We start from the raw sequence: 23,596 nt of genomic DNA on the forward strand, positions 1-23,596 counted from the left end.
GAGGCGTTCCGTGTACCCACTTCCGTAAGCCTCGTTTTCACGAGGCGTTCCGCAGTCCCGCATCCGTAGCGCAGCGTTCCGCTACGCCATATACCCCTCAGGCATCTCAATACGCGCTACACCAGAATCAACTGCAGCTTGCGCTACCGCTTTTGCTACGCGTGGCAGTAAGCGGTGATCCATTGGTTTTGGAATAATGTACTGCGCGCCAAACTCCAGCGCTTCAACTCCAGCAGCTTTAAGTACTTCGGCTGGAACAGGCTCTTTGGCTAGCTGGCGAATTGCTTCTACCGCAGCAAGCTTCATCTCATCGTTGATTTCGCTTGCACGCACATCTAATGCACCACGGAAGATAAATGGGAAACATAAAACGTTGTTAACTTGGTTCGGGTAATCACTGCGACCAGTACCCATAATTAAATCATCACGGACTTGATGTGCCAATTCCGGTTTGATTTCTGGATCTGGGTTTGAACAAGCAAACACGATTGGTTTGTCTGCCATTAGCTTGAGATCCTCTGGTGGTAGCAGGTTAGGACCCGATACGCCTAAGAAAATATCCGCACCTTCAATCACATCTTCTAGCGTGCGTTTGTCAGTGTTATTAGCAAATAGCTTTTTGTATTCATTCAGATCATCACGGCGAGTGTGGATCACGCCTTTACGGTCAAGCATGTAGATTTTTTCACGCATTGCACCGCACTTGATTAGCAGTTCCATACACGCCACTGCGGCAGCGCCTGCGCCAAGGCAAACAATGGTTGCGTCTTCTAGCTTCTTGCCTTGCAGTTCAATCGCATTGAGCATGCCCGCAGCCGTAACAATCGCGGTACCGTGCTGGTCATCGTGGAAAACCGGCACGTCACAACGTTCAATCAACTGTTTTTCAATTTCAAAACAGTCTGGGGCTTTAATATCTTCAAGGTTAATACCGCCAAAGGTATCAGCGATATTGGCGACGGTATCGACAAACTCTTCGATAGTGCGGTGTTTTACCTCAATATCAATCGAGTCTAGACCTGCAAAACGCTTGAACAGTAGCGACTTACCTTCCATTACTGGTTTTGAAGCCAGAGGACCTAAGTTACCCAAACCAAGAATTGCCGTACCGTTTGAGATCACCGCGACCATATTACCCTTGGACGTGTACTTGTAGACGTTATCTGGGTTTTGCGCGATTTCGCGTACAGGCTCGGCGACGCCAGGGCTGTATGCGAGTGCTAGATCTTTGGCTGTTTCGGCAGGTTTGGTTAGCTCGACTGAAATTTTCCCAGGTACTGGGTTGGCATGGTAATCAAGCGCTTGCTGACGGAACAGTTCTTCGGCGGTGTATTCTTGTGATTGGTCATCTGACATGGTGTTTTGTTTCTCGTTATCGTTGGTTGTTAAGCAAAAGTTATTCTATACCCATAAAGTCAAGCTGCATAGGCAAGAATGCGATTGGTGTAACCATTATGTCGGTTTGAGCGTCTGATAAGACCAGATAGCTCACAAATTTGCATTTAAGCGGCAAATAGCGAGGGAAGGAGAAGGGAAGAGGTAAATAGCAGGCAAGAAAAAAGGACGCCTGAGCGTCCTTTTTATAATCGGTATAAAAGTAGTAATTACTTCTTGCCGCTTGATAGAGCACCGAAACGCTTGTTGAAGCGATCAACACGGCCGCCTGTATCAACGATACGTTGCTTACCAGTGTAGAATGGGTGGCACTTGTCACATACGTCTAGGTGGATTGACTCTTTACCTAGAGTAGAGTTGAACTCGAAAGAGTTACCGCAAGAGCAAGTAGCTTGTACTGCTTTGTATTCTGGGTGAATACCAACTTTCATGGGAAAACCTCAAATAGGCCGTGTCGCCATCCGATTCTAAGCCGGACACCACACGTAGTTAATAAAAAATTTCGCATACCGCTTGATGAATAAATCCTCAAGCCATAATGCTAAGGCGCAGTATAGTAATGAATCCGCTAGTGAGGATCAACAGATTTACTAAAATTATTGCTACTTTTTTCACCATTAGCCAGAGTCTAGCGCGTTATTATCTTTGAGAGTAACTATTCCCAAACTAGTTGGACCATCAGGTAGGCGACAAGCGAGCAAAGCCTCTGAGCATAGCCATTAATTTGGACAGGGTATGTAATGAGGTTTGGGAGGGCAGTGTTGATGTTTTAAAAGACAGTGCTGATGGTTCAAATAGGAAGGGAGAGGGAAATAGAATCAAGCGACGTTTTGCTTTAGACTGATCCCGTTCATTACTCACAAGTGTTAGCGTCAATTTTATGCGTCCTACCATTGCTCGGGTGGCACTGCCTGTACCGTTAGATAAGCAATTTGATTACTTGATCCCAAGCCACCTTTTCCCTGTGATTGGTGGGCGCGTCTCTGTGCCATTTGGACCGAAAACCTTAATTGGCATTGTCACTGAGTTAACCAATCATTCTGAATTTAACCAAAGCCAGCTAAAAGCGATTAAGCAGGTGCTTGATAGCCAGCCGGTATGGGCTGATTCACTCTATCAATTGCTCAAATGGTGTAGTCAATTTTACCAGTACCCACTAGGCGATACGCTGGCTAATGCGATGCCGACCGCATTGCGTAAAGGTAAACCGGCTGACTTTTCTACTTTGGTCGAATGGCAATTGACAGAAGCCGGCAAGAATCAATTGATGGCGGGGTTGGGGCGTGCAGTCAAACAAGAAAGTGCGATGCGCGCGCTCGAGTATGGTGCGGTTTCTCATCAGCAATTGCTTGACCAAGATATCTCGGGTACCACGCTGAAAACGCTACAAGACAAAGGCTGGGTTGAAGCGGTAGAGAAAAAACCAGCGATAAAAGCTTGGGGGAGCCAAGTAGAGGCAGAGGTCGACAAGCCTAAGCTCAATCAAGAGCAGGCGGTGGCCATCGCGACAGTCAATAGTGCTCAAGGCTTTGGTTGCTATCTACTGGAAGGGGTAACCGGTTCAGGAAAAACCGAAGTTTACCTAAACCTAATCAAGCCACTGCTGGAGCAAGGCAGGCAAGCTTTGGTGCTGGTCCCAGAGATTGGCTTAACGCCACAAACCATTAACCGATTCCGTCAGCGTTTTAATGTGCCCGTGGAAGTGATCCACTCTGGGTTAAATGAAACTGAGCGTCTTAATGCTTGGTTGAGTGCGCGAGACAAAGGGGCGGGGATTGTGATTGGTACTCGCTCAGCGCTGCTGACGCCATTTGCTGACTTAGGCATCATTATTGTTGATGAAGAGCATGACAGCTCTTATAAGCAGCAAGACAGCTTGCGTTATCATGCTCGCGATGTGGCGGTGATGCGCGCCAATAAAGAACAAATCCCGATTGTGCTTGGCTCGGCAACGCCAGCGTTAGAAACCTTACACAACGCGCTCACTGGTAAGTATCACCATTTGGAGTTGTCTAAGCGTGCCGGTAATGCCAAGCCAACCACCAATAAAGTGCTCGATGTCAAAGGGCTCTATCTAGAGAGTGGCTTATCCGCGCCATTAATCGCGGAGATGCGTAAGCACTTAACCGCCGGCAACCAAGTGATGCTGTTCTTAAACCGTCGCGGGTTTTCACCTGCCTTGATGTGCCATGAATGTGGTTGGATTGCTGAGTGTAAACGTTGTGATGCTTACTACACCTACCATCAATACAGCAATGAGATCCGCTGCCATCACTGTGGTTCGCAGCAGCCGATTATCCACCAGTGCCAAGGGTGTGGCTCTACGAATTTAGTCACAGTCGGGGTGGGGACCGAGCAGCTAGAAGGGCAGCTTAAAACGCTATTTCCTGAGCATAAAGCGATTCGTATTGACCGTGACAGTACCAGACGTAAAGGCAGTTTAGAAAGTGCACTGACGGCGATCCGCAAAGGTGAGTATCAAATCTTAATTGGTACACAGATGCTCGCCAAAGGGCACCACTTCCCAGATGTCACTTTAGTCGCATTGCTGGATGTAGACGGATCACTGTACAGTAGTGACTTCAGAGCCTCAGAGCGATTGGCTCAATTATTTATTCAGGTTGCAGGGCGTGCAGGGCGCGCAAGTAAACCTGGCGAGGTGATATTACAAACTCACCATCCGGAGCATACATTGCTGCAAGCGCTATTGAACCATAGCTATCGCAATTTTGCGCAAACAGCTTTGCAGGAAAGAAAATTTGCTATGTTGCCTCCTTATACTTACCTCACTCTGTTTCGCGCAGAAGCCAACAGCAGTGAAGTTGTAGAGGAGTTTTTGCGGCAGGTGAGATACAGCTTAGAAGCGCACCCGCTGTTTGATGAACAATGCCAAGTATTAGGACCAACGCCTGCACCATTGGCAAGAAAAGCGGGTAAGTACCGTTGGCAGTTATTACTGCAGACGCAAACGCGACCAAAAATGCAGCGTTTACTCGCCAGTGCTAAACCAGCTATTGAGATTTTGCCCAATAGCAAAAAGGTGCGCTGGTCGCTAGACATAGAACCTCAAGATCTAAGCTAGTTCGATTTTACAATGTTACGTACGCTACAGTTTTAAGTTATTTTGTGAGGTATCTCTCGATAGCGGAGCAGTTTTTGTTAAATATCCCGTAACTTTAAAGCGTGAAATAAATACACTATTACAGGTTGCATTACGCACCTCGATGAATACCCAGTTTTTATCGGTGTCATCGATATACCTAAACCGTATGAGTGACAATCAAGACGATTATAAATTCAAATGGTGAAGGACAAACAAACTATTAAAGAGTGGATGCATATATCTTTACTTTTTTCAGCTGCGACCATGATGATGACTCATTGAGTTGGCGGATGAGAAGGTTGAGATAGAGTCCATCAACAACTATCAGGCTTGGGTGGCTTACGCTACTAACAAGGGAAAATTTAAGAGGGTTATTTTTATGGCGACAATGAAGGATGTTGCCCAGCTCGCAGGGGTTTCGACAGCGACAGTATCAAGGGCGCTGATGAATCCTGAGAAAGTCTCTTCGGCTACGCGAAAACGTGTTGAAGATGCAGTTCTAGAAGCTGGATACTCACCAAACTCACTTGCGCGCAATTTGCGCCGCAACGAATCAAAAACAATTATTGCGATTGTTCCAGACATTTGCGATCCCTACTATACCGAAATCATTCGCGGTATTGAGGATGCGGCAATGGAGCACGGCTACATTGTTTTACTTGGTGACAGTGCTCAGCAGAAAAAACGCGAGAACTCCTTTGTTAACTTGGTTTTCACCAAGCAAGCAGATGGCATGCTACTACTCGGAACGGATCTACCTTTTGATGTGAGCAAGCCTGAGCAGAAGAATTTGCCACCGATGGTCATGGCGTGTGAATTTGCTCCAGAGCTTGAGTTGCCAACCGTACACATTGATAACCTTACCTCAGCGTTTGAAGTGGTGAATTACCTGACTCAGCTTGGTCATAAGCGTATTGCTCAGATTTCAGGTCCGCAAGATGCTGCGCTGTGCCAGTTCCGCCAACAAGGTTACCTACAAGCGCTGCGCCGTGCGGGTATCACCATGAACCCGGCTTACAGCATCCACGGTAATTTCAGTTTTGAAGATGGGGCGAAATCGGTTCGTCAATTGCTGACGTTGCCTGAACCACCGACGGCGATTTTCTGCCACAATGATGCGATGGCGATTGGTGCAATCCAAGAAGCCAAACGCCTTGGTCTACGTGTGCCACAAGATTTATCGGTAGTGGGTTTTGATGATATTCAATTTGCTCAATACTGCGATCCACCGTTAACGACGATTTCTCAACCGCGCTATGAGATTGGTCGCCAAGCGATGTTGATGATGCTGGAGATTTTACGTGGTCACGATGTGCGCACAGGCTCTCGCTTGTTAGAGACCAACCTTGTCGTACGTAAAAGCGCCGCGCCGCCGCGAGTTATCTAACTCACTCTATAGAGAGTTTAATGCAGCACTGTTCTCTGCAATGGTGCTGCTTAAATTTTGTTACCCTATGTCAAATTTTCCACCTCATTCCGTTAGGAAAGCTCAACCACGCTATTATCGACCGACGTTCTAGATTAAGATAACGGCAATCACTCACTAAATTTGTAGTACAACTGTGGCAAGTAGAGATTACGTAAAACGTGGTGCCAGTAAGAGACCCGCAAAGAAAAAGCCTGCTCCAAAGCGCAAACCATGGCGCAGTGGACTATTAGCTTTGATCGTGCTGGGTGGCTTTGGCTTTGGTTTATATACCTTGAGTCAAGATCCTGAACCGCCAGCGCCAGTTGTAGCAACACAAACGCCAGTCAAAACTAAGCCAAAAGCGGAAAAAGCCATTCCACCGCCACCAGAAGAAAAGTGGGACTATGTGGATACGTTGCCAAGCCGTGAAGTGGAAGTGAAAGCCAAAGAGCAAGTGATCTCGGCGATCCCATATATCATGCAGTGCGGCGCGTATAAAAATGCGCAGCAAGCAGAAGCGCGTAAGTTGGATATCGCATTCCAAGGTATCAGCAGTGAAGTGCGTAAAAAAGATGGCAGTTCTTGGTATCGCGTGGTGCTAGGTCCTTACAAGCTTAAGCGTGATGCGGAGCGAGATAAGCACAAACTGCAGCGCGCCAAGATAGAGCCATGCGCGATTTGGAAAGAGACGCAGTAAATAGGTGCTTTTAATTCAATATGCACTAATAACCTATAACAAATGAGTATAAAGCCAGTTTCAGTCGAGACTGGCTTTTTTTGTGCTTTAGAGCTGCATTTTTTGCTGCGCTTGCTTACAAAATGGTTTATTAGTAGTTTGCAATACGATACGAGTTGGTTAACAGAGCGCTAGTATAAGCGCATGAATGTATAACCATTTTTAAACACTATCGTACTTATATTTAAACTAATTGATTTTGTAATTGGTCTAAATCACGTATTTGGATTTATATTTGAGATATGCTCCACAAAACATGTACAATGAGTGGATTATGCATGGGGTTGAATTATCTAGTATGAAAGTTTTAGTTACAGGCGGCACAGGTTACATTGGTAGCCACACATGCATTCAGCTGCTAAATGCTGGTCACACGCCAGTGATCATCGATAACTTGTGTAACAGCAAAAAAGCGGTACTAAGCAAAATTAAACTGGTAGCAGGTACCGAACCAACGTTTATTCAAGCGGATGTGCGCGATAAGAAAGCTCTGGTTGATGTGCTTAAGCAACACGCTATTGATGCTGTGATTCACTTTGCAGGCTTAAAAGCGGTGGGTGAATCGGTAGAAAAGCCACTTGAGTATTACGACAACAACGTGAACGGTACATTAGTGCTGGTGGATGCGATGCGCGAAGCGGGCGTGAGCAAGCTTATTTTTAGCTCATCAGCGACTGTGTATGGCGACCCAGCGAGTGTGCCAATTACCGAAGACTTCCCAACCAGTGCGACTAACCCATACGGTCGCAGTAAGTTAATGGTGGAAGAGTGCTTAGCGGACTTTCATAAAGCCAACCCCGAGTGGAGCATTACCCTTCTGCGCTACTTCAACCCAGTGGGCGCACATGAATCCGGTGAGTTAGGCGAAGATCCACAAGGTATTCCAAACAACTTAATGCCTTTTGTTTCGCAAGTGGCTGTGGGCAGACGTGAATTTGTCTCAGTTTTTGGTAATGATTACCCAACTAAAGATGGTACGGGTATTCGTGATTACATCCACGTTGTAGATTTAGCGGATGGGCACCTTGCTGCATTAGATAAAGTTGGACCAAAAGCGGGTTTGCACATTTTCAACCTTGGTACCGGCAACGGCTACAGCGTGTTAGATATGGTGCACGCGTTTGAAAAAGCTAGTGGCAAAGCGGTGCCATTTAAGTTTGCGCCGCGTCGCCCTGGCGATATTGCCGAGTGCTGGGCTGACCCAAGCAAAGCGCAAAACGAATTGGGCTGGCAAGCCACGCGAACGCTAGAAGTGATGACACAAGACTCTTGGCGTTGGCAATCAAACAACCCGAAAGGGTTTAAAGACGAGTAGTAAAAATAAAATAAGCTACTCGCAAAGACGAAGTAGAAGGGATGAGCACTGTAAAAAGGCTCATCCCTTTAGTATGTAAAAACAAAAGTATCACTAAATGGATTTGAACTAACCCACGATGACAGATTCTATTCACGCGGCTAAAACCGATAAGAAGTGGTTCCTTGTTAGATGTAAATCCAAACAAGAGCAGCGCGCGAGTGTTAATTTCTCAAATCAATCGATTACATCGTACTTCCCGACTGTTGATGTGATTAAAGTGGTGCGTGGCAGAAAACAAACCAAACAAGAAGCGTTATTCCCTGGTTATCTATTCGTTCATTTAGATCTTTTAAGTGGTGCGACTTCAAAGGTGAACTACACCTTTGGCGTATATGGCTTTGTTAAGTTCGCAGGCAACCCGCAGCAAGTGCCTGATGAATTGATTGCGGAACTGAAAACGTTAGAAAACCAAACGATCGACACAAGTTTACAAGCTGGCGATCAAGTCATGGTTAACAATGACCAGTACAAAAATATCAGCGCAATTTTCTTAGAAGCAGAAAGTGAAAAACGCAGCATTTTGTTGATTAAACTGCTCAATCAACAAGTAAAATTAAGTGTGGAAAATAGCGAAATAACATTTTTGTGAACGAAGTAAAATAGTTTCAACACTTCACAATAAGTAGTAGAAAAAATTGGTAAAGCCATCAGCTTTTAGGGGTTGTAACCTAAGGGCGGTAGCGTGTCTAAAATTATTATTGATACATGGAAAATTTCGAATGCATTCTCATAACGACGTCACAATTGGCATTATAGGTCTTGGTTACGTAGGTCTTCCTTTGGCTGCAGAATTTGGAAAAAAATTCAACGTGGTTGGGTTTGATATTAACGATCGCCGTATCGCAGAGTTGCGAGATGGCTATGACTCTACATTGGAATGTTCGGAGCAAGAACTAAATGATGCCGAGATGTTGAGATACTCTTCGAGCATTGAAGATTTAGCAAAGTGTAATGTCTACATTGTTACCGTGCCTACACCTATTGATGAGCATAAACAACCAGATTTAACGCCGCTGATCAAAGCTTCTGAAGCATTAGGTAAAGTGGTATCAGAAGGCGATGTTATCATCTATGAATCAACAGTATACCCAGGTGCAACAGAGGAAGATTGTATCCCTGTTATAGAGAGAGTGTCTGGACTTAAGTTTAACCAAGATTTCTATGCTGGGTATTCTCCAGAGCGTATTAACCCAGGTGATAAAGAGCACCGTGTTACCAATATTCTCAAAGTAACCAGTGGCTCTACTCCAGAAATTGCCGAGTTCGTTGACCAGTTATATAAAACAATTATCACGGCAGGTACGCATAAGGCGTCAACCATTAAAGTTGCGGAAGCAGCGAAGGTGATTGAAAACACACAGCGTGATGTGAATATCGCATTGATCAATGAGCTATCAATTATCTTCAACAAGCTGGGCATCGATACGCTGGAGGTGCTGGAAGCGGCTGGAACGAAATGGAACTTCTTGCCATTCCGTCCAGGTCTAGTAGGTGGGCACTGTATTGGTGTTGATCCATACTACTTAACTCATAAAGCTCAAACAGTGGGTTACCACCCTGAGATGATCTTAGCAGGTCGCCGACTCAATGATGGGATGGGTCAATATGTTGTTTCTCAACTTGTGAAGAAAATGCTGAAGAAACGCATTCATGTCGAGGGCGCTAATGTATTGGTTATGGGACTCACGTTTAAAGAGAACTGTCCAGACTTACGAAATACGAAAGTTGTTGATATTGTCAGTGAGTTAAAAGAATACAATATTAATGTAGATATCGTTGACCCTTGGTGTTCTGGAGAAGAGGCGCAACATGAATATGGCCTTAGCTTATGCGCTGAACCACAGCAAGGTTACTACGATGCGATTGTCATGGCAGTATCTCATGACGAATTTAAGAAGATGGGTGCAGAAAATATTCATGCATATGGTAAGGGAGAGCACGTGCTATACGACCTGAAATATGTACTGGATAAAGAAAGCGTAGATATGCGCCTGTAATTAAAATAACTTTTTAATTAATTAAAGTGAGAGCGAAGAGTTCTCACTTTTTATTTATGGAATAAATAATGTCTAAATTTGAACAGATTCAACAAGACTTACTGCAGCAGCCAAAAGTATGGCTTGTGACAGGTGTTGCAGGTTTTATTGGCTCAAACCTATTAGAAAAGCTATTAAAACTCAACCAGACTGTAGTTGGCTTAGATAACTTTGCAACGGGTCATCAGCATAACCTGGATGAAGTAAAAAACTTAGTGACTGAAACGCAGTGGGATAAGTTTCGTTTTATTGAAGGTGACATTCGAGACTACGCCACATGTGAGACTGCTGTGAAAGGGGTTGATTACGTATTGCACCAAGCTGCATTAGGTTCTGTTCCACGCTCAATTGCGGATCCTGTTACTTCAAATGCTGCAAACATTACTGGCTTTTTAAATATGCTACAAGCTTCTAAGGAAGAAGGCGTGGCAAGCTTTACCTATGCTGCGAGCAGCTCTACTTATGGTGATCATCCAGCATTACCGAAAGTGGAAGAAAACATTGGTAAGCCTCTTTCTCCATATGCGGTTACTAAATATGTAAATGAAGTTTATGCTTCTGTTTATGCAAGGACTTATGGATTTAAAGCGACGGGCTTACGCTACTTTAATGTATTTGGTCGTCGACAAGACCCAAATGGTGCCTATGCTGCGGTTATTCCTAAATGGACATCGGCAATGATTAATAATGAAGATGTATTCATTAATGGTGATGGAGAAACAAGCCGAGACTTTTGCTATATAGAGAATGTGGTTCAAATGAATGTGTTGGCTGCGACCGGGTCAGAAGAAGCGTTAGGCGAAGTGTATAACTGTGCGGTAGGTGATAGAACCACATTGAATACGTTGTTTAATGCACTTAAGAATGAGTTGTCTAATAATAGTGTTAGCTATTCTTCTGAACCTGCATATCGTGAATTCAGAGCTGGAGATGTGCGTCACTCACAAGCTGATATTAGTAAAGCTAAAAGCAAGTTGGGTTATGAGCCAAAATATGATATTTCAGCGGGAATAGCGGAATCGATGCCGTGGTATAAACAATTTATTGGTTAATCAATTATATGAAAATTCTAGTTATCTAGGGAAATCGCTTGAAGGTCGTTGATTTTTAGGGGGCGATGATGCTTAGAGATAGCTACTACTGCCCCATACTTTCAGTTTATGTAATATTGGAGTGGGATTATAATTGGTATAGTTTTATCGATTATTGTAACGCTCGCTTATATATCCTCAAGCGATATAGTTATTTTGACGTTGATATTTCTTTTTTGAATAAATTGTCTCGTGTGATGGGTATGATTAACCCTGCATCGTTAAAGATATAGATAAATGAGTACCATGTACTAGCGGATGGCGAAATAATACCGATTGATGGATAAATATACCTTGGCTCTTATAACCGCTCCGAAAGACAAAGGAGCCAGTCACTTGGTGAACGCTTTTGCCACTGCAAACGGAATGATTGTTGATGAAGATAAGGTTGCTAGAAAAATAATGAAATTACAGAGTTCCAAAAGAAAAAATAGTGCACAAAACTCTCTATAAAGAAGCGGTTTTTTTGTTAACGGTTATTGGCGCTAGATGCTTGAGCAAACACTTGACAATTATTCTCGAGTAGTAAGGTTCTAAACTTAGATGACACTTACTTGCAGCTATTAAGGCAAAAGTTTCGGAAAAATGGAGATGAGAGTGGACTTAGTGAATTGTAATTTGTCGGGTTTAGGTGCTATGGAACATAAATGGCCTAAGTCAAGAGTGATGGGTATTGTGGTTTTAATGTGATAAGTGTTTGCGGTGGCAACAAAGCAGGATGTGAGCACTCGATACAACATATGCTCTAAAAAATAAAAAAATAAAAGTTTACGTGATGGTAATAGTGATGTTTATGCGGATTTTTCCATTATGTAGTAAGTATATTCATTATTCTTCCGTGTGTGCATCTTCAAGTTAATCTTAATCAACAATATTCTGAGTACGTTAAATGTATAGAAAGATATTAAAGCTATCTACATCCGTAGGTTTAGGTCAAGTTTTATCTTTAATTTTTGCACCAATACTTGCTAGACTATATTCTCCTGAAGAGTTTGGCTCTTATGGTCTGATTTTAAGTTTAATAGCTCTTTTATCTGGAGTTTCTACTCTTAGATATGAACAAGCTATACTTATATCTGAAAATAATGAAAGAAAAGATGTGTTAGATACCGTTGTAATATTGAATCTATTTATGTCTTTATTGTTCTCCCTGATTGTTATGATACTGGAATTCTTAGGCTATATTACAAACCTAAACTCAATATGGCTCATGGTTGGGATATTTATAACATCTAATTACAATGTTTTTAGAATATATAATTTAAAAATAGATAACATAAGCAAAGTAACAGTCGTTGACTTAATAAAATCTTTAATACTAAATATGTCTCAATTTGCCCTTTCTTTTTCTATCATAAAGAAAGAGGGCTTGATAGTTGGTATGATATTTAGCTTGTTGGTACCTTTATTACTTTATGTTAAGTTCTCAAGATGGGATATAAATAAAGCCAAATTTAGCAAGAAAGTATTTTTCAAGTATAATAAATTTGCTAAGTACTCTCTTCCTGAATATTTTATTAATATGCTATCTCAGCAGTTGCCTATTTATTACTTTTATAGCATTTATGATGCATATAGTGTAGGTCTATATGTATTTGCCGATAAAATAGTAAGAATACCAGTCCAATTTTTGTCAAAATCAGTATATCAAGTTATATGTAAAGAGGAGAACCTCTCATTTTGTCAATATTTTATTAAACCTACACTAATGTTATCTGTGGTCTCTTTAATTGTATTTATACCGATAGCAATCTTTGGTGGTGATATAGTAAGGATTTATCTCGGTGAAAAATGGATTGATAGTGGTATTTTGATTTCCTATCTATGTTTGTGGATGAGTTTTGCATTTATCAAATCACCAAGTTCCGCATTCTTAACCAAAAATATGATGCAGAAAGAGATGTTTAGTTTAGAGTTTATTGGCATGTTAATTAAAGTATCTACTCTTGTAATTAGTAGTAAGTACACAGATTTCACTATTACAGTCCTATGTTTTTGTGTGGCAAGTGCTATTACAAATTTGATGTATATCGTTTTTGTGTATTTTAAGGGGCATAAAAATGAAATTACTGCTTAAATGATAACTTTTCGTTTTATAAATTGAATCTATATTGCTACTTAGACAAAAATTAATGGTTTCTATCAATCATGACTGAAATAAAAAATGATAAAATAAATAATTTCCTTAAGTTTGGTTATTTTTTTGATTACAACCCAGATTTGGAAATTAAACTAGATGAGATAGACAAAAATAAGTATGAGTCTGCTTCAAGAAGCGAACTTGTCAAAATTGGAGGAGATAAGTTCTTAGACAGTATTTCTAAAGAGTATGAACCAAACAAAAGAAATCTTGTACCTATTAGTGGTGGTTTAGATAGTAGGGCGATCTTGGCTGGACTGTTGAGGTTTACTGATGCAAGAAATATTGAAACTTATACTTTTGGAGTTAGGGGCTCATTAGATTTTGAGATCGGAAATTATATAGCCAAAAAGCTCGGTACCAATCATATGTCTTTCGACCTAGAGAAGTATGATTACGATGAGTCTAGTTTGTTCGATATATCTTCTCGAGTTGATCGCCAAACTATGCTATTTCATCATGCTCCGATTAAAGCGGTCGATCAAAATTTTAAAGATCATTTTCATTGGTCTGGTTTTATGGGAGATCCTATTTCAGGATCTAAATACAAAAATGAATATAAAAACTGCTTGAAATCTGCAAAAGAAAAATTTTTACTAGATAATGTTTTTACAACATCAGTTAAGTTATATGATGCTATAGAGCAAGAGTTTTTTTTGACAAAGCCTAATATTAATTCCAATAACTTATCATGTTACGAACAGATCGATTTTTTTAATAGACAACTAAAGTATGTAATGCCACATGTATTAATGAAAGGATATGACTATAAGTTACCATTTGTTAATAGTGCTTTCTCACAGTTCATGTTGGATGTAGATAATAAGTATCGAGACAACCAAAACTTATATTTTGATATCTTGCTACAATCTTTTCCTAAAGAGTTTAAATACCGAACTAGAACAAAGTATGGATTACCTCTAAATACCTCTCATAGAGTAGCAAACTTTAAACGACTATCTAATAAGTTCCTACAAGTTAGTCGAATAAACAGAAATATTAATGTTAACTACATGGATTTCGCGAACTTGATTAGGAGAGATAAAAAATTCTATAATTTAATTAGATGTAGTGTAAACGATTTTAATGAAAGAGAGTTTGTATTACCTTTCGATGTAAACAAAGTTCTTTTGGAACATGTTAATGGGTATAATAATCACGCTAATATTTTGTTATTAATTACAAGCTTGGATATACACCTCAAAAATGGGCTAAAGCTATGAAGTTGATATATATATCGAACTCAATTATTCCTTCAAAATTTGCTAATAGTGTACATGTTATGAAGATGTGTAATGCTTTTTCAATATACAAAGATACCATATTGATAGGTTCTGAAGGTGAAAATACAGAATGTACTGATATTTTAAAGGGAAAATATGGCGTTGATGGAACATTTGATATTTTTCTTTTTCGGAAAGAGGGGAGCCTTTTAGGAGTGTGTAAATACTTTTTTAATATATTTAAAAAAGTTATTAATACAAGATCAGATATAATTTATGGGAGACATCTTATTCCTTTATTTATGGTCTCTTTTTTTAGATCTGGAATTGTATACGAAGCCCATGCACTACCTCCAAATAGAAGTCGAAGGAAACTAGAAGAGCTGCTTTTTAAAAGAAATGGCTTCCGCAAGCTAGTTGTTATATCTGAAGTTTTAAAACAAGACTATTTAGAGTTGTTCCCTCAACTTACAAGTAGTGATATCTTAGTTGCACATGATGGTGCTGATATCCCTCATGAATCTAATGGATTATCAATAATTAGAGAAAAAGAAAGGTTATCCGTTGGGTATGTTGGGCATTTATATAAAGGTAGAGGAATAGAAGTTATAATTTCTTTAGCTAGGATGCAGAAGGGATGTGATTTTTATCTAGTAGGAGGAATGCCTGAGGATATAGCGCATTGGAAAAAAGAGACTGACAATGATCATAATATATATTTTGTGGGGCATTTAGATCATGCTGACTTGCATGATTACTATACAAAGTTTGATGTTTTAATAGCTCCTTATCAGCAAGGTTCTAATCAATCTGATGGTAAGTCGGATACAAGTCGGTGGATGTCTCCAATGAAAATTTTTGAATATATGTCTAACCAAAAACCAATAATTTGCTCGGACCTTCCTGTACTAAGAGAAGTGCTAAATGACGAAAATGCTATATTAGTTACTCCGGATAGTGTCGAAGCTTGGTCCTTATCATTAGATAAGTTACACGATCTAAGCTTGAGAAAAAAAATCGCTGAAAGAGCTTACATCGACTTTACTGAAAACTATACTTGGCAGAAAAGAGCTGAATATATTTTGGATAAGATTTCATGATAGGTATATTGCTTTTTGTTTTTCTTGCAATATGTATTGTTATATCCTTCCATGTGAACGGAGATATTTTTTCACCCGTTAAATTTTACTTTTTATTCCTCTTTGTTTACTTTGCTTCAATTTTTTATGATGAGCAAAGTTTGTATGTATATTTAATTTATGTTTTTTTTATGCTGTTAGGTTTAATCTTTGTCTTTATAGAAAAATCATTTGTTGGAGATAGTAATAAGTTTAATTTTAATAAAGGCGATCTTCCTGTCTCATCTGGAAAAGTGTTGTTCTTTCTTTGGTTGTTGAGTTTGATACCTTTAGGAGCTCAAGCTTATCTCATTAGTATAATGGGAGGTATCGAACCATATATTTCATCGATCCAGTTAAGGGTTACTGAATGGCAAGGTTTAGGGCATGTAATATTTATGAGAAAAATATACCCCATAATTAATGTAGTATACTTTATAATAGGAATTATGTATAAAGTTAAGAATAGACGATTGTGGTGGTTTCTATTTATTTTTCATTTTTTAGCTCTCGTATTTATGGGCTTTATGTCGGGATCGAGAGGTGGGGTTTTGTATGGATTTTTATTTATCATGATAATCGGTCATTACTACATAAAGAGAATAAGTATATCGAAGGCGCTTTTGTCAATTGTTATATTTGTAGTAGTTGCTGCGTTTCTTGGAAGTATAAGAAATACTTTTAGTTACTCATCTTCCGAAGGCGTCGATTTGAATCACGAAGGCGGTTCCCTGTCTAAGATGCATTTGACTAGGTATGGGATAATCCCATTAGATATTATACTTGATGACGATTTCACAAATTTACAGCATGGCGTGACATTTCTTAGTGTTGTAACCAATTTTGTACCTCGCTCGATCTGGCCTGAAAAGCCTGACACTGGTGGAGTGGTAATAACTAAATTTGCAAAAGGAACATCTTATCTTGGAACATCAAACTACAGCCCAGGTATTTTTGCTGAGTCAGTAATTAACTTCGGTTATTTTTATGGTGCTTTATTCTCTGTGCTTATATCTACAGTTGTGTTTTTGATTGTTTCATATATATATAAAAAGTTTATTATGATTTTTTGTGATCAAAAATATAGGGTGGTTAATTTTCATAAAGCGATTTTTTTTAGTGCATTTTATTTGTTTGTAATTACTATTCCAGGTGGCTTGTTATTTGGTGAGTTCACTAACTTATTCATGAATTTAATAATAAAAATAGTCCCCCTATTTTGTATATGTCTGTGTTTTAAATTGCTATTTAAAGTTGGCTTTTATGAAAACGATTGTGATTAACGCACTTAGTGCACTGAGAGGTGGGGGACAAACATATATCCTTAACTTCATTCAACATTCACCGAAGAACTATAAAATTGTCTTGTTAGTAAGTAAACTTAATGTTGATTGTTTTATAAATTATGAATCGGATTTGGTGGAGATACATGTTTTAAAGCAAGCATCAAAAAGTATCATTCACCGGACATTGTGGGAACTATTTTTCCTTCCTCGTTACCTTAAAGATAAATGTGCTGATGTGTATTATTCCCCAGGGGGAATAATGTTGTCGGTTATTCCCAAAGAAGTATGCTCTGTAACAGCATTGAGAAATATGCTTCCTTTCGATGTTAATGAGAGGAAAAGGTTTTCTTTATTATCTTACTCTAGGTTTAAGTTGTGGTTACTTAAATATATTTTTCTAATTTCATACAAGAAATGTGACAAAGTAGTATTTATATCTCACTATTCCCGAGATGTTGTCAAAGGTTACATGCCTGAAATAATGAAAAAAAGCACGGTTATTCCACACGGATTAAATGAGTTGTTTTTTAACAGAGTTGAATCTAATGGTTTACCATCTGGGTTAGTTGAAAATGGCTACTACCTCTATGTTTCCATCCTTGATGTATATAAAGCTCAAAAAGAAGTTTTAAAAGCTTGGGATATTCTTGTTAGAAATGGATTTAAATATCCACTTATTCTTGTTGGACCTAAGTATAACGATTATGGTGACCAAGTCTTGAGTTTAATATCTGAACTCAATCTTGAAAAACATGTGATTTATTTAGGGCATATTGATTATGATGAACTCCCTAAACTGTATCAATCAGCGAGATCGCTTGTTTTTGCTTCTTCTTGCGAGTGTTGCCCTAATATTCTTTTAGAAAAGCTCTCATCAGCTAGACCGATCTTGTGCTCAAATATTCAACCAATGCCCGAGTTTGGCAAGGAGTCAGTAATTTATTTTGATCCTTACGAGCCTACCTCGTTGGCTCTTGCTATAACTGATATGGAAAAAAAACCTCTGTTAATGAAGGAGTTGGGGGAACGAGCATATAAACAGTCACTCTCATTTCAATGGAGTAAAACTGTAAATGATACAACGAAATTTTTCTTTAGTGATGGGAAAAACTAAATATGTTTAAGAATAAAACTCTGTTAATTACCGGCGGTACTGGCTCATTCGGCAACGCTGTATTACGCCGTTTTCTGGATACTGATATTAAAGAAATCCGAATTTTTTCTCGTGACGAGAAGAAACAAGATGACATGCGTAAGCACTTTCTATCTGATAAATTAAAGTTTTACATTGGTGATGTACGTGATTACCAAAGTGTTTCAAACTCTATGCGTGGTGTTGATTATGTTTATCACGCAGCTGCGTTGAAACAAGTGCCCTCTTGTGAGTTTTACCCTTTAGAGGCCGTAAAAACGAATGTTATCGGCACTGAGAATGTACTTGAAGCTGCGATCAACCATGGCGTTGAACGTGTTGTATGCTTAAGTACAGATAAAGCGGTATACCCAATCAACGCAATGGGCATTTCTAAAGCGATGATGGAAAAGGTGATTGTTGCCAAGAGTCGTAATTTAGAGCACACCAATACGACGATTTGTGGCACCCGTTACGGTAACGTGATGGCCTCTCGTGGTTCTGTGATTCCTTTGTTCATTCGTCAGGTCGTTAACGGTGAACCGATTACGATTACTGATCCAAACATGACGCGTTTTATGATGACGTTAGATGATGCAGTAGATTTAGTGCTTCATGCGTTTGAAAATGGCTCTAATGGCGACATTTTTGTTCAAAAAGCTCCAGCAGCGACGATTGAGGTATTAGTGAAGGCCTTACTCGAAATTTTAGACAAGCCAAACCATGAAGTTAACATCATTGGTACTCGTCATGGCGAGAAACACTATGAAGCATTATGTAGCCGTGAAGAGATGTTTGTCGCACAGGATCAAGACGAATATTACCGTGTTCCTGCTGATAATCGTGACCTTAACTATTCAAAATATTTTGAAGAAGGCGAGAAAGATCTTTCTAAAGTCAAAGATTATAACTCTCATAATACTGAGCGGCTCGACGTAGAAGGAATGAAGCAGCTGCTAAGAAAGCTAGACTTCATCCGTGAAATTGAAGCGGGTAACATTATCGTTCCAGAGGGTGTATAACGTGAAAGTTCTTGTTATTGGAACGACAGGGATGCTGGGTTACAGCATCTTTTCCAATTTATCCGAATTATCAAACCTCGACGTATATGGCACAGTCCGCAGCGTCAATGGGGTGGAGCATTTCTTTCCATCAACAGATAAACTGATTCCGAATGTTGACGTTAAAGATTTCGCTACTTTGGAAAAAGCTGTCTTAGACACAAACCCTGACGTTGTCATTAACTGTATTGGCCTTATCAAGCAGCACGATGTATCTAAGCTGCATGTGGAAGCCATTGAGATCAATGCGCTACTTCCACATAAAATTGCTCAGCTGTGTGATTCTATTCAAGCACGTTTAGTCCACTTTTCAACGGACTGTGTTTTCGATGGCAAAACGGGGAACTACTTAGAATCTGATTTACCTACAGCAACCGATCTGTATGGTAAATCTAAGTGCCTCGGTGAAGTAGACTATGGTCAACACGTGACTCTGCGTACTTCAATCATAGGCCATGAGCTCAAATCTTCTGTGAGCCTCATTGATTGGTTCTTAAGCCAAGAAGGTTCTGTAAAAGGGTTCTCGAAAGCTGTATTCTCAGGCCTTCCAACGGCTTATGTTGCCAAAGTTTTAGCAGAGTATGTACTGCCCAACCCATCGTTGTCTGGCCTGTACCAATTATCGGTAGACCCTATCGATAAATTTTCTTTGATCTCGAAAGTTGCAGATATTTATAGCAAGCAGATTGAAATTGAGAAGTTTGAAGACTTTGTGATGGACCGTTCACTTAATTCAACGAAGTTCCGTGAAGAGACTGGGTTCGTAGTACCTAGTTGGGATGAGTTGGTCGCCTTTATGCACACAGATTACCGCAAGAGATACAGCTATGAATAAATTAAAAGTAGTAACCGTCGTTGGCACTCGCCCAGAGATTATTCGTCTATCAAGAACCATTGCTAAGCTGGATGAATATACGGATCACACCTTAGTTCATACAGGTCAAAACTATGACTACGAATTGAACCAAATCTTTTTTGATGATCTGGGTATCCGCTCTCCTGATGTCTTTCTAGAATGTGCGGGTGGGACTGCAGCTGAAACGATGGCTCAGGTGATTAGTAAATCAGATAAACTTTTTGAAGAAATCAAGCCTGAAGCGGTATTGATTTTGGGTGATACCAACAGTGCCCTTTCTGCAATTTCAGCGAAGCGTAAAAAGATCCCAATCTTCCACATGGAAGCGGGTAACCGTTGTTTCGATTTACGCGTTCCAGAAGAAATTAACCGTAAGATTGTTGATCACATCTCTGATGTGAACCTACCTTACAGTGATATTGCACGTGATTATCTATTGCGTGAAGGTATTAGTCCTGACTTCATCGTTAAAACGGGCAGCCCGATGGATGAAGTATTGAATCACTACGAAGAAAAGATTGCACAGTCAGATGTTTTAAGCCGTCTAGAACTGACCACTGAAGGTTACTTCTTGGTGAGTGTGCATCGTGAAGAGAACGTGGATTCTGAGCGTAACATTAATAACTATGTGTTAGCGCTGAATACGATTGCTGAAAAGTATAATCTGCCTATTATCGTTTCAACTCACCCAAGAACGCGTAAAAAAATTGAGCTACTAAACCTAGAGTTCCATCCTTTAGTTCGACTGATGAAGCCGCTAGGTTTCAGTGATTACATTCGTCTGCAGAAAGAAGCGAAAGTCGTTTTAAGTGATAGCGGTACGATTACGGAAGAGTCTTCGATTTTAAACTTCCCTGCTATTAACATCCGCGAAGCTCAAGAACGACCTGAAGGGTTTGAAGAGGGGGCTGTGATGTTTACAGGGATGAGTGTAGAGCGAATTCTACAAGCGATTGAAATCTTGGGTGATCAACCAAGAGGTGAAGATCGTTTGTTGAACAAAGTCGCGGATTATATTGCACCAAATGTTTCTGATAAGGTACTTCGTACAATTCTAAGCTACACCGATTATGTTAACCGCGTTGTTTGGAAGAAACAGTAATGCACTTAGCGTTAATTATTGATGACTACCTTCCACACAGCACACGTGTGGCAGCCAAAATGTTTCATGAGTTAGCAAAGCAATTTGTACTTATGGGGCATCAAGTGACAGTGATTACACCAGCCGTAGAGCAAAAGTCTCAGTTAGAATTTTCCGAGTATGACGGTGTAACTGTTTGGCGCTTTTCGAGTGGCGCTATCAAGGATATTGGTAAAGTCAAAAGGGCAATAAACGAAACGCTATTATCGACCAAAGCTTGGAGTGCAATATCCAATAATATTGCACCAGACACCTTTGATGGAGTTATTTACTATTCGCCTTCCATTTTCTTTGGGAATTTGGTTAAAAAAATAAAAAGCCGTTGTCAGTGCCCTTCGTACTTAATTTTAAGAGATTTATTCCCTCAATGGGTTATTGATGCTGGAATGGTGAAGCAAGGTTCTGCCATTGAGCGTTACTTTCGATTCTTTGAGGCTCAATCTTATCAGCAAGCAGATACGATTGGCTTAATGTCAGAGAAGAATGTAGAGCTGTTTAATGATTTGACGGATGGTCGATACCCAACAGAGGTATTGCGTAATTGGGCGTCTCTTGAGCCTCATGAGAGCCGAGAAGAAGGGCGGTATAAAAGAAAGTTAGGTCTTGAAAACAAGGTCGTTTTCTTCTACGGCGGTAACATTGGGCATGCTCAAGATATGGGAAATTTGATGCGACTTGCCAAAGCGATGCAACCCTATCGTGATGCGCATTTTCTGTTCGTCGGTCAAGGGGATGAAGTTGAATTGATAAATCAACAGGCATCAGATTGGAATCTCACTAATTTCTCTTATTTACCATCCGTAAATCAAGATGAATTCAAAGAAATTCTAGCTGAAATGGACGTTGGTTTATTCTCTTTAGCTGCGAACCATACGGCACACAACTTTCCAGGTAAACTTTTAGGCTACATGGTTCAGTCGTTGCCTATTTTAGGCAGTGTTAATGCCGGAAACGACTTGCTGGATATTGTAAACAACAATGAAGCCGGTCTTATTACGGTCAATGGCGAAGACGACGCGCTATTTAAAAATGCTGTGAAATTAATGGATTTACCTACTCGACAAGCGATTGGCTCATCTGCATATGGCCTGCTGGAAGCAGAATTTTCTGTGGAAAGTATTGCCAATAGCTTAGAGTATAGTTTGATGCGAACTCAGTAAATATTGTATTTTTTATCTAGTTTCTAGTTTGGTATGACCCCATAAAAGTAGACACATGGGATTAATTCATTAGTTCAAAGTCAATGGGACTCATACCACCCAGAGTCCCATGCCTTCCGGCGTTTTTCAAGGTAGTTGTCATCATTCGCTTAGTTATTAAGCGGCTTTTCTTTCTGGATTTAGATGAACCTCACTAACGGGTTCACAGTTCCTAATCTTGCCTGACCAACGCTCTCTTCCCCGTAAAAGGCTCTCAGCTTTTTTCGCAGAACCAATAGCGCCGCCGTTTCCGCTAACGCTTTTTCTTTAAAGCGTAACTCTTTTTTCAGCTCTTTAATTTCAAGTTTGTCAGCTTTAGCTTGTTTCTTGGCTTCAGCCTCACGCTCTTTAGCAGACATAAACCCTTGCATACACTCACTTCGCCAACCTTGCACTTGTTCAGGGAACAAGCCTTTCTCGCGACAATACTGACTGAGTTCATTTTCCGTCATCGAGTAAGTTTCAGCGACAATGGCGAGTTTAGTTTGAGCAGACCACTGCTCTGATGGGAAGGTCGCTTTAAGTGTCAAGCCTTGTTGGATGAAAAAGCGCTGTTGAGCTGCATGGCTTATGTGGACTTAAACCCCGTTCGAGCGGATATGGCGCAATCACTTGAAGAGTCTGAGTTTACTTCCATTTATGAGCGCATTCATTCGGTGACTTGTAAAGGGGATGAAAGAAAAGGCGAGTTGGCCTCTATACCCGCTAAAGGCTTGGCTGGTTTTTTGGGAAATGAGCGAGAAATGCAGCCATCGGTTTTTTCCAAAATAGGTGGAATTGAGTTTTCGTTGTTGGATTATTTAGTGCTAGTAGAAGCATTAGGCCAAGTGGTTCGGCCAAACACGCGTGGTTATATTCCGCCATGTGATACTACGATTCTTGAACGGCTCAATATGAATGGCGGAGAGTGGCTGAAGTTTTCTGAAAGCTTTGGGGGCAAATTTCGCTGTGCGGTGGGTTCAACCAAAGAGCTTGAAAGTTATGCGCAACACACCAAGAGGGCTTGGGTAGCAGGTAAAGCGTCAATGAGTGCCTGTAATTTCTATGTGTGTTCAGGAGAGGTTTCCTGAATTCTGTGCAACTGCCTAAACTTAAGCCTTAAAGGCTAAGGATGGACAATATGGATAAGAAAACACTCTATTACATCATCCTTTGACGGTATAATTTTATTAGGAGTTAGCCCGAAGGCGACTTGTTCTCACTTATAGTGATATCTCAGGCCAACTATAGTTATCGTGTCGTCATCATTCGGTGCTCATCAGTAATTCGACGCGACCAATAACCAGATAGGCTCTCTTTTAGTGGCTCTGGCGC

At 40.4% G+C, this 23,596-nt stretch carries 21 protein-coding genes and 1 pseudogene; 18 read left to right on the forward strand and 4 right to left on the reverse strand.

Features of this window, described 5'->3' with window-relative positions; genetic code table 11:
• Positions 1-81: 81 nt before the first annotated feature.
• Together GZN30_RS13895 and rpmE are read right to left on the reverse strand one after the other, a co-directional pair.
• Positions 82-1,356 carry a malic enzyme-like NAD(P)-binding protein gene (locus GZN30_RS13895; protein ID WP_075650057.1) on the reverse strand — a complete coding sequence of 425 codons (1,275 nt, stop codon included), beginning with the start codon at positions 1,354-1,356 and terminating at the stop codon, positions 82-84.
• Positions 1,357-1,604: 248 nt separating this feature from the next.
• Positions 1,605-1,826, reverse strand: coding sequence for a 50S ribosomal protein L31 (rpmE, locus tag GZN30_RS13900; protein WP_075650058.1), 222 nt, complete (start codon positions 1,824-1,826; stop codon positions 1,605-1,607).
• Positions 1,827-2,275: 449 nt separating this feature from the next.
• On the opposite strand from rpmE, the gene priA reads away from it, so the two are divergent.
• The 17 genes from priA to GZN30_RS13985 all read left to right on the forward strand — a co-directional run bounded on the left by priA (position 2,276) and on the right by GZN30_RS13985 (position 22,243).
• Positions 2,276-4,477: a primosomal protein N' gene (gene priA, locus GZN30_RS13905; protein WP_075650059.1), complete on the forward strand. Its 2,202-nt coding sequence runs from the start codon at positions 2,276-2,278 to the stop codon at positions 4,475-4,477.
• Positions 4,478-4,871: 394 nt separating this feature from the next.
• A complete protein-coding gene (gene cytR / locus GZN30_RS13910) occupies positions 4,872-5,885 on the forward strand; it encodes a DNA-binding transcriptional regulator CytR (RefSeq protein ID WP_269472807.1) in 1,014 nt (337 codons plus the stop codon).
• Positions 5,886-6,060: 175 nt separating this feature from the next.
• A complete protein-coding gene (locus GZN30_RS13915; protein WP_075650061.1) occupies positions 6,061-6,603 on the forward strand; it encodes an SPOR domain-containing protein in 543 nt (180 codons plus the stop codon).
• Between the two features lie 337 nt (positions 6,604-6,940).
• On the forward strand, positions 6,941-7,957 hold the full coding sequence (gene galE, locus GZN30_RS13920; protein WP_075650067.1) for a UDP-glucose 4-epimerase GalE: 1,017 nt from the start codon (positions 6,941-6,943) through the stop codon (positions 7,955-7,957).
• A gap of 118 nt (positions 7,958-8,075) precedes the next feature.
• Entirely contained in the window at positions 8,076-8,588 is a 513-nt protein-coding gene (rfaH, locus tag GZN30_RS13925) for a transcription/translation regulatory transformer protein RfaH (RefSeq protein WP_075650062.1), read from the forward strand.
• 130 nt (positions 8,589-8,718) lie between these two features.
• Positions 8,719-9,996, forward strand: a complete 1,278-nt coding sequence (gene tviB, locus GZN30_RS13930; RefSeq protein WP_075650063.1) for a Vi polysaccharide biosynthesis UDP-N-acetylglucosamine C-6 dehydrogenase TviB — start codon at positions 8,719-8,721, stop codon at positions 9,994-9,996.
• A 68-nt stretch (positions 9,997-10,064) separates the two neighbouring features.
• Entirely contained in the window at positions 10,065-11,087 is a 1,023-nt protein-coding gene (locus GZN30_RS13935) for an SDR family oxidoreductase (RefSeq protein ID WP_075650064.1), read from the forward strand.
• A 318-nt stretch (positions 11,088-11,405) separates the two neighbouring features.
• On the forward strand, positions 11,406-11,579 hold the full coding sequence (locus GZN30_RS13940; RefSeq protein ID WP_161987054.1) for a hypothetical protein: 174 nt from the start codon (positions 11,406-11,408) through the stop codon (positions 11,577-11,579).
• 436 nt (positions 11,580-12,015) lie between these two features.
• Positions 12,016-13,203 (forward strand): oligosaccharide flippase family protein, encoded by a 1,188-nt coding sequence (locus tag GZN30_RS13945; protein ID WP_075650065.1) that lies wholly within the window; start codon positions 12,016-12,018, stop codon positions 13,201-13,203.
• Between the two features lie 71 nt (positions 13,204-13,274).
• Entirely contained in the window at positions 13,275-14,489 is a 1,215-nt protein-coding gene (locus GZN30_RS13950; RefSeq protein WP_075647886.1) for an asparagine synthase-related protein, read from the forward strand.
• A 59-nt stretch (positions 14,490-14,548) separates the two neighbouring features.
• Positions 14,549-15,589: a glycosyltransferase family 4 protein gene (locus GZN30_RS13955; protein ID WP_161987055.1), complete on the forward strand. Its 1,041-nt coding sequence runs from the start codon at positions 14,549-14,551 to the stop codon at positions 15,587-15,589.
• A complete protein-coding gene (locus GZN30_RS13960) occupies positions 15,586-16,890 on the forward strand; it encodes an O-antigen polymerase (protein WP_161987056.1) in 1,305 nt (434 codons plus the stop codon). Before GZN30_RS13955 ends, GZN30_RS13960 begins: the two co-directional genes overlap by 4 nt.
• Entirely contained in the window at positions 16,871-18,007 is a 1,137-nt protein-coding gene (locus tag GZN30_RS13965; RefSeq protein WP_075651647.1) for a glycosyltransferase family 4 protein, read from the forward strand. The genes GZN30_RS13960 and GZN30_RS13965 overlap by 20 nt, the downstream gene beginning before the upstream one ends.
• Before the next feature lie 2 nt (positions 18,008-18,009).
• Positions 18,010-19,047, forward strand: coding sequence for a nucleoside-diphosphate sugar epimerase/dehydratase (locus GZN30_RS13970; protein ID WP_075651649.1), 1,038 nt, complete (start codon positions 18,010-18,012; stop codon positions 19,045-19,047).
• A gap of 1 nt (position 19,048) precedes the next feature.
• Positions 19,049-19,921, forward strand: coding sequence for a dTDP-4-dehydrorhamnose reductase family protein (locus GZN30_RS13975; RefSeq protein ID WP_075651651.1), 873 nt, complete (start codon positions 19,049-19,051; stop codon positions 19,919-19,921).
• Positions 19,914-21,044 carry a non-hydrolyzing UDP-N-acetylglucosamine 2-epimerase gene (gene wecB / locus GZN30_RS13980; protein WP_075651653.1) on the forward strand — a complete coding sequence of 377 codons (1,131 nt, stop codon included), beginning with the start codon at positions 19,914-19,916 and terminating at the stop codon, positions 21,042-21,044. The genes GZN30_RS13975 and wecB overlap by 8 nt, the downstream gene beginning before the upstream one ends.
• Entirely contained in the window at positions 21,044-22,243 is a 1,200-nt protein-coding gene (locus GZN30_RS13985) for a glycosyltransferase family 4 protein (RefSeq protein ID WP_075651655.1), read from the forward strand. Before wecB ends, GZN30_RS13985 begins: the two co-directional genes overlap by 1 nt.
• Positions 22,244-22,422: 179 nt before the next feature.
• On the opposite strand, the gene GZN30_RS13990 is transcribed toward GZN30_RS13985, so the two are convergent.
• The gene (locus tag GZN30_RS13990) at positions 22,423-22,812 is read right to left on the reverse strand and encodes a transposase (RefSeq protein ID WP_083627203.1); all 390 of its coding nucleotides are present in this window, start codon (positions 22,810-22,812) and stop codon (positions 22,423-22,425) included.
• A gap of 3 nt (positions 22,813-22,815) precedes the next feature.
• On the opposite strand from GZN30_RS13990, the gene GZN30_RS13995 reads away from it, so the two are divergent.
• On the forward strand, positions 22,816-23,352 hold the full coding sequence (locus tag GZN30_RS13995; RefSeq protein ID WP_139312269.1) for a hypothetical protein: 537 nt from the start codon (positions 22,816-22,818) through the stop codon (positions 23,350-23,352).
• Between the two features lie 128 nt (positions 23,353-23,480).
• On the opposite strand, the pseudogene GZN30_RS14000 reads toward GZN30_RS13995, so the two are convergent.
• Positions 23,481-23,593: pseudogene (locus GZN30_RS14000) on the reverse strand (type II toxin-antitoxin system YoeB family toxin); the annotation flags it as partial.
• Positions 23,594-23,596 lie beyond the last annotated feature (3 nt).

It is taken from the genome of Vibrio ponticus (assembly GCF_009938225.1).
Classification (GTDB): domain Bacteria; phylum Pseudomonadota; class Gammaproteobacteria; order Enterobacterales; family Vibrionaceae; genus Vibrio; species Vibrio ponticus.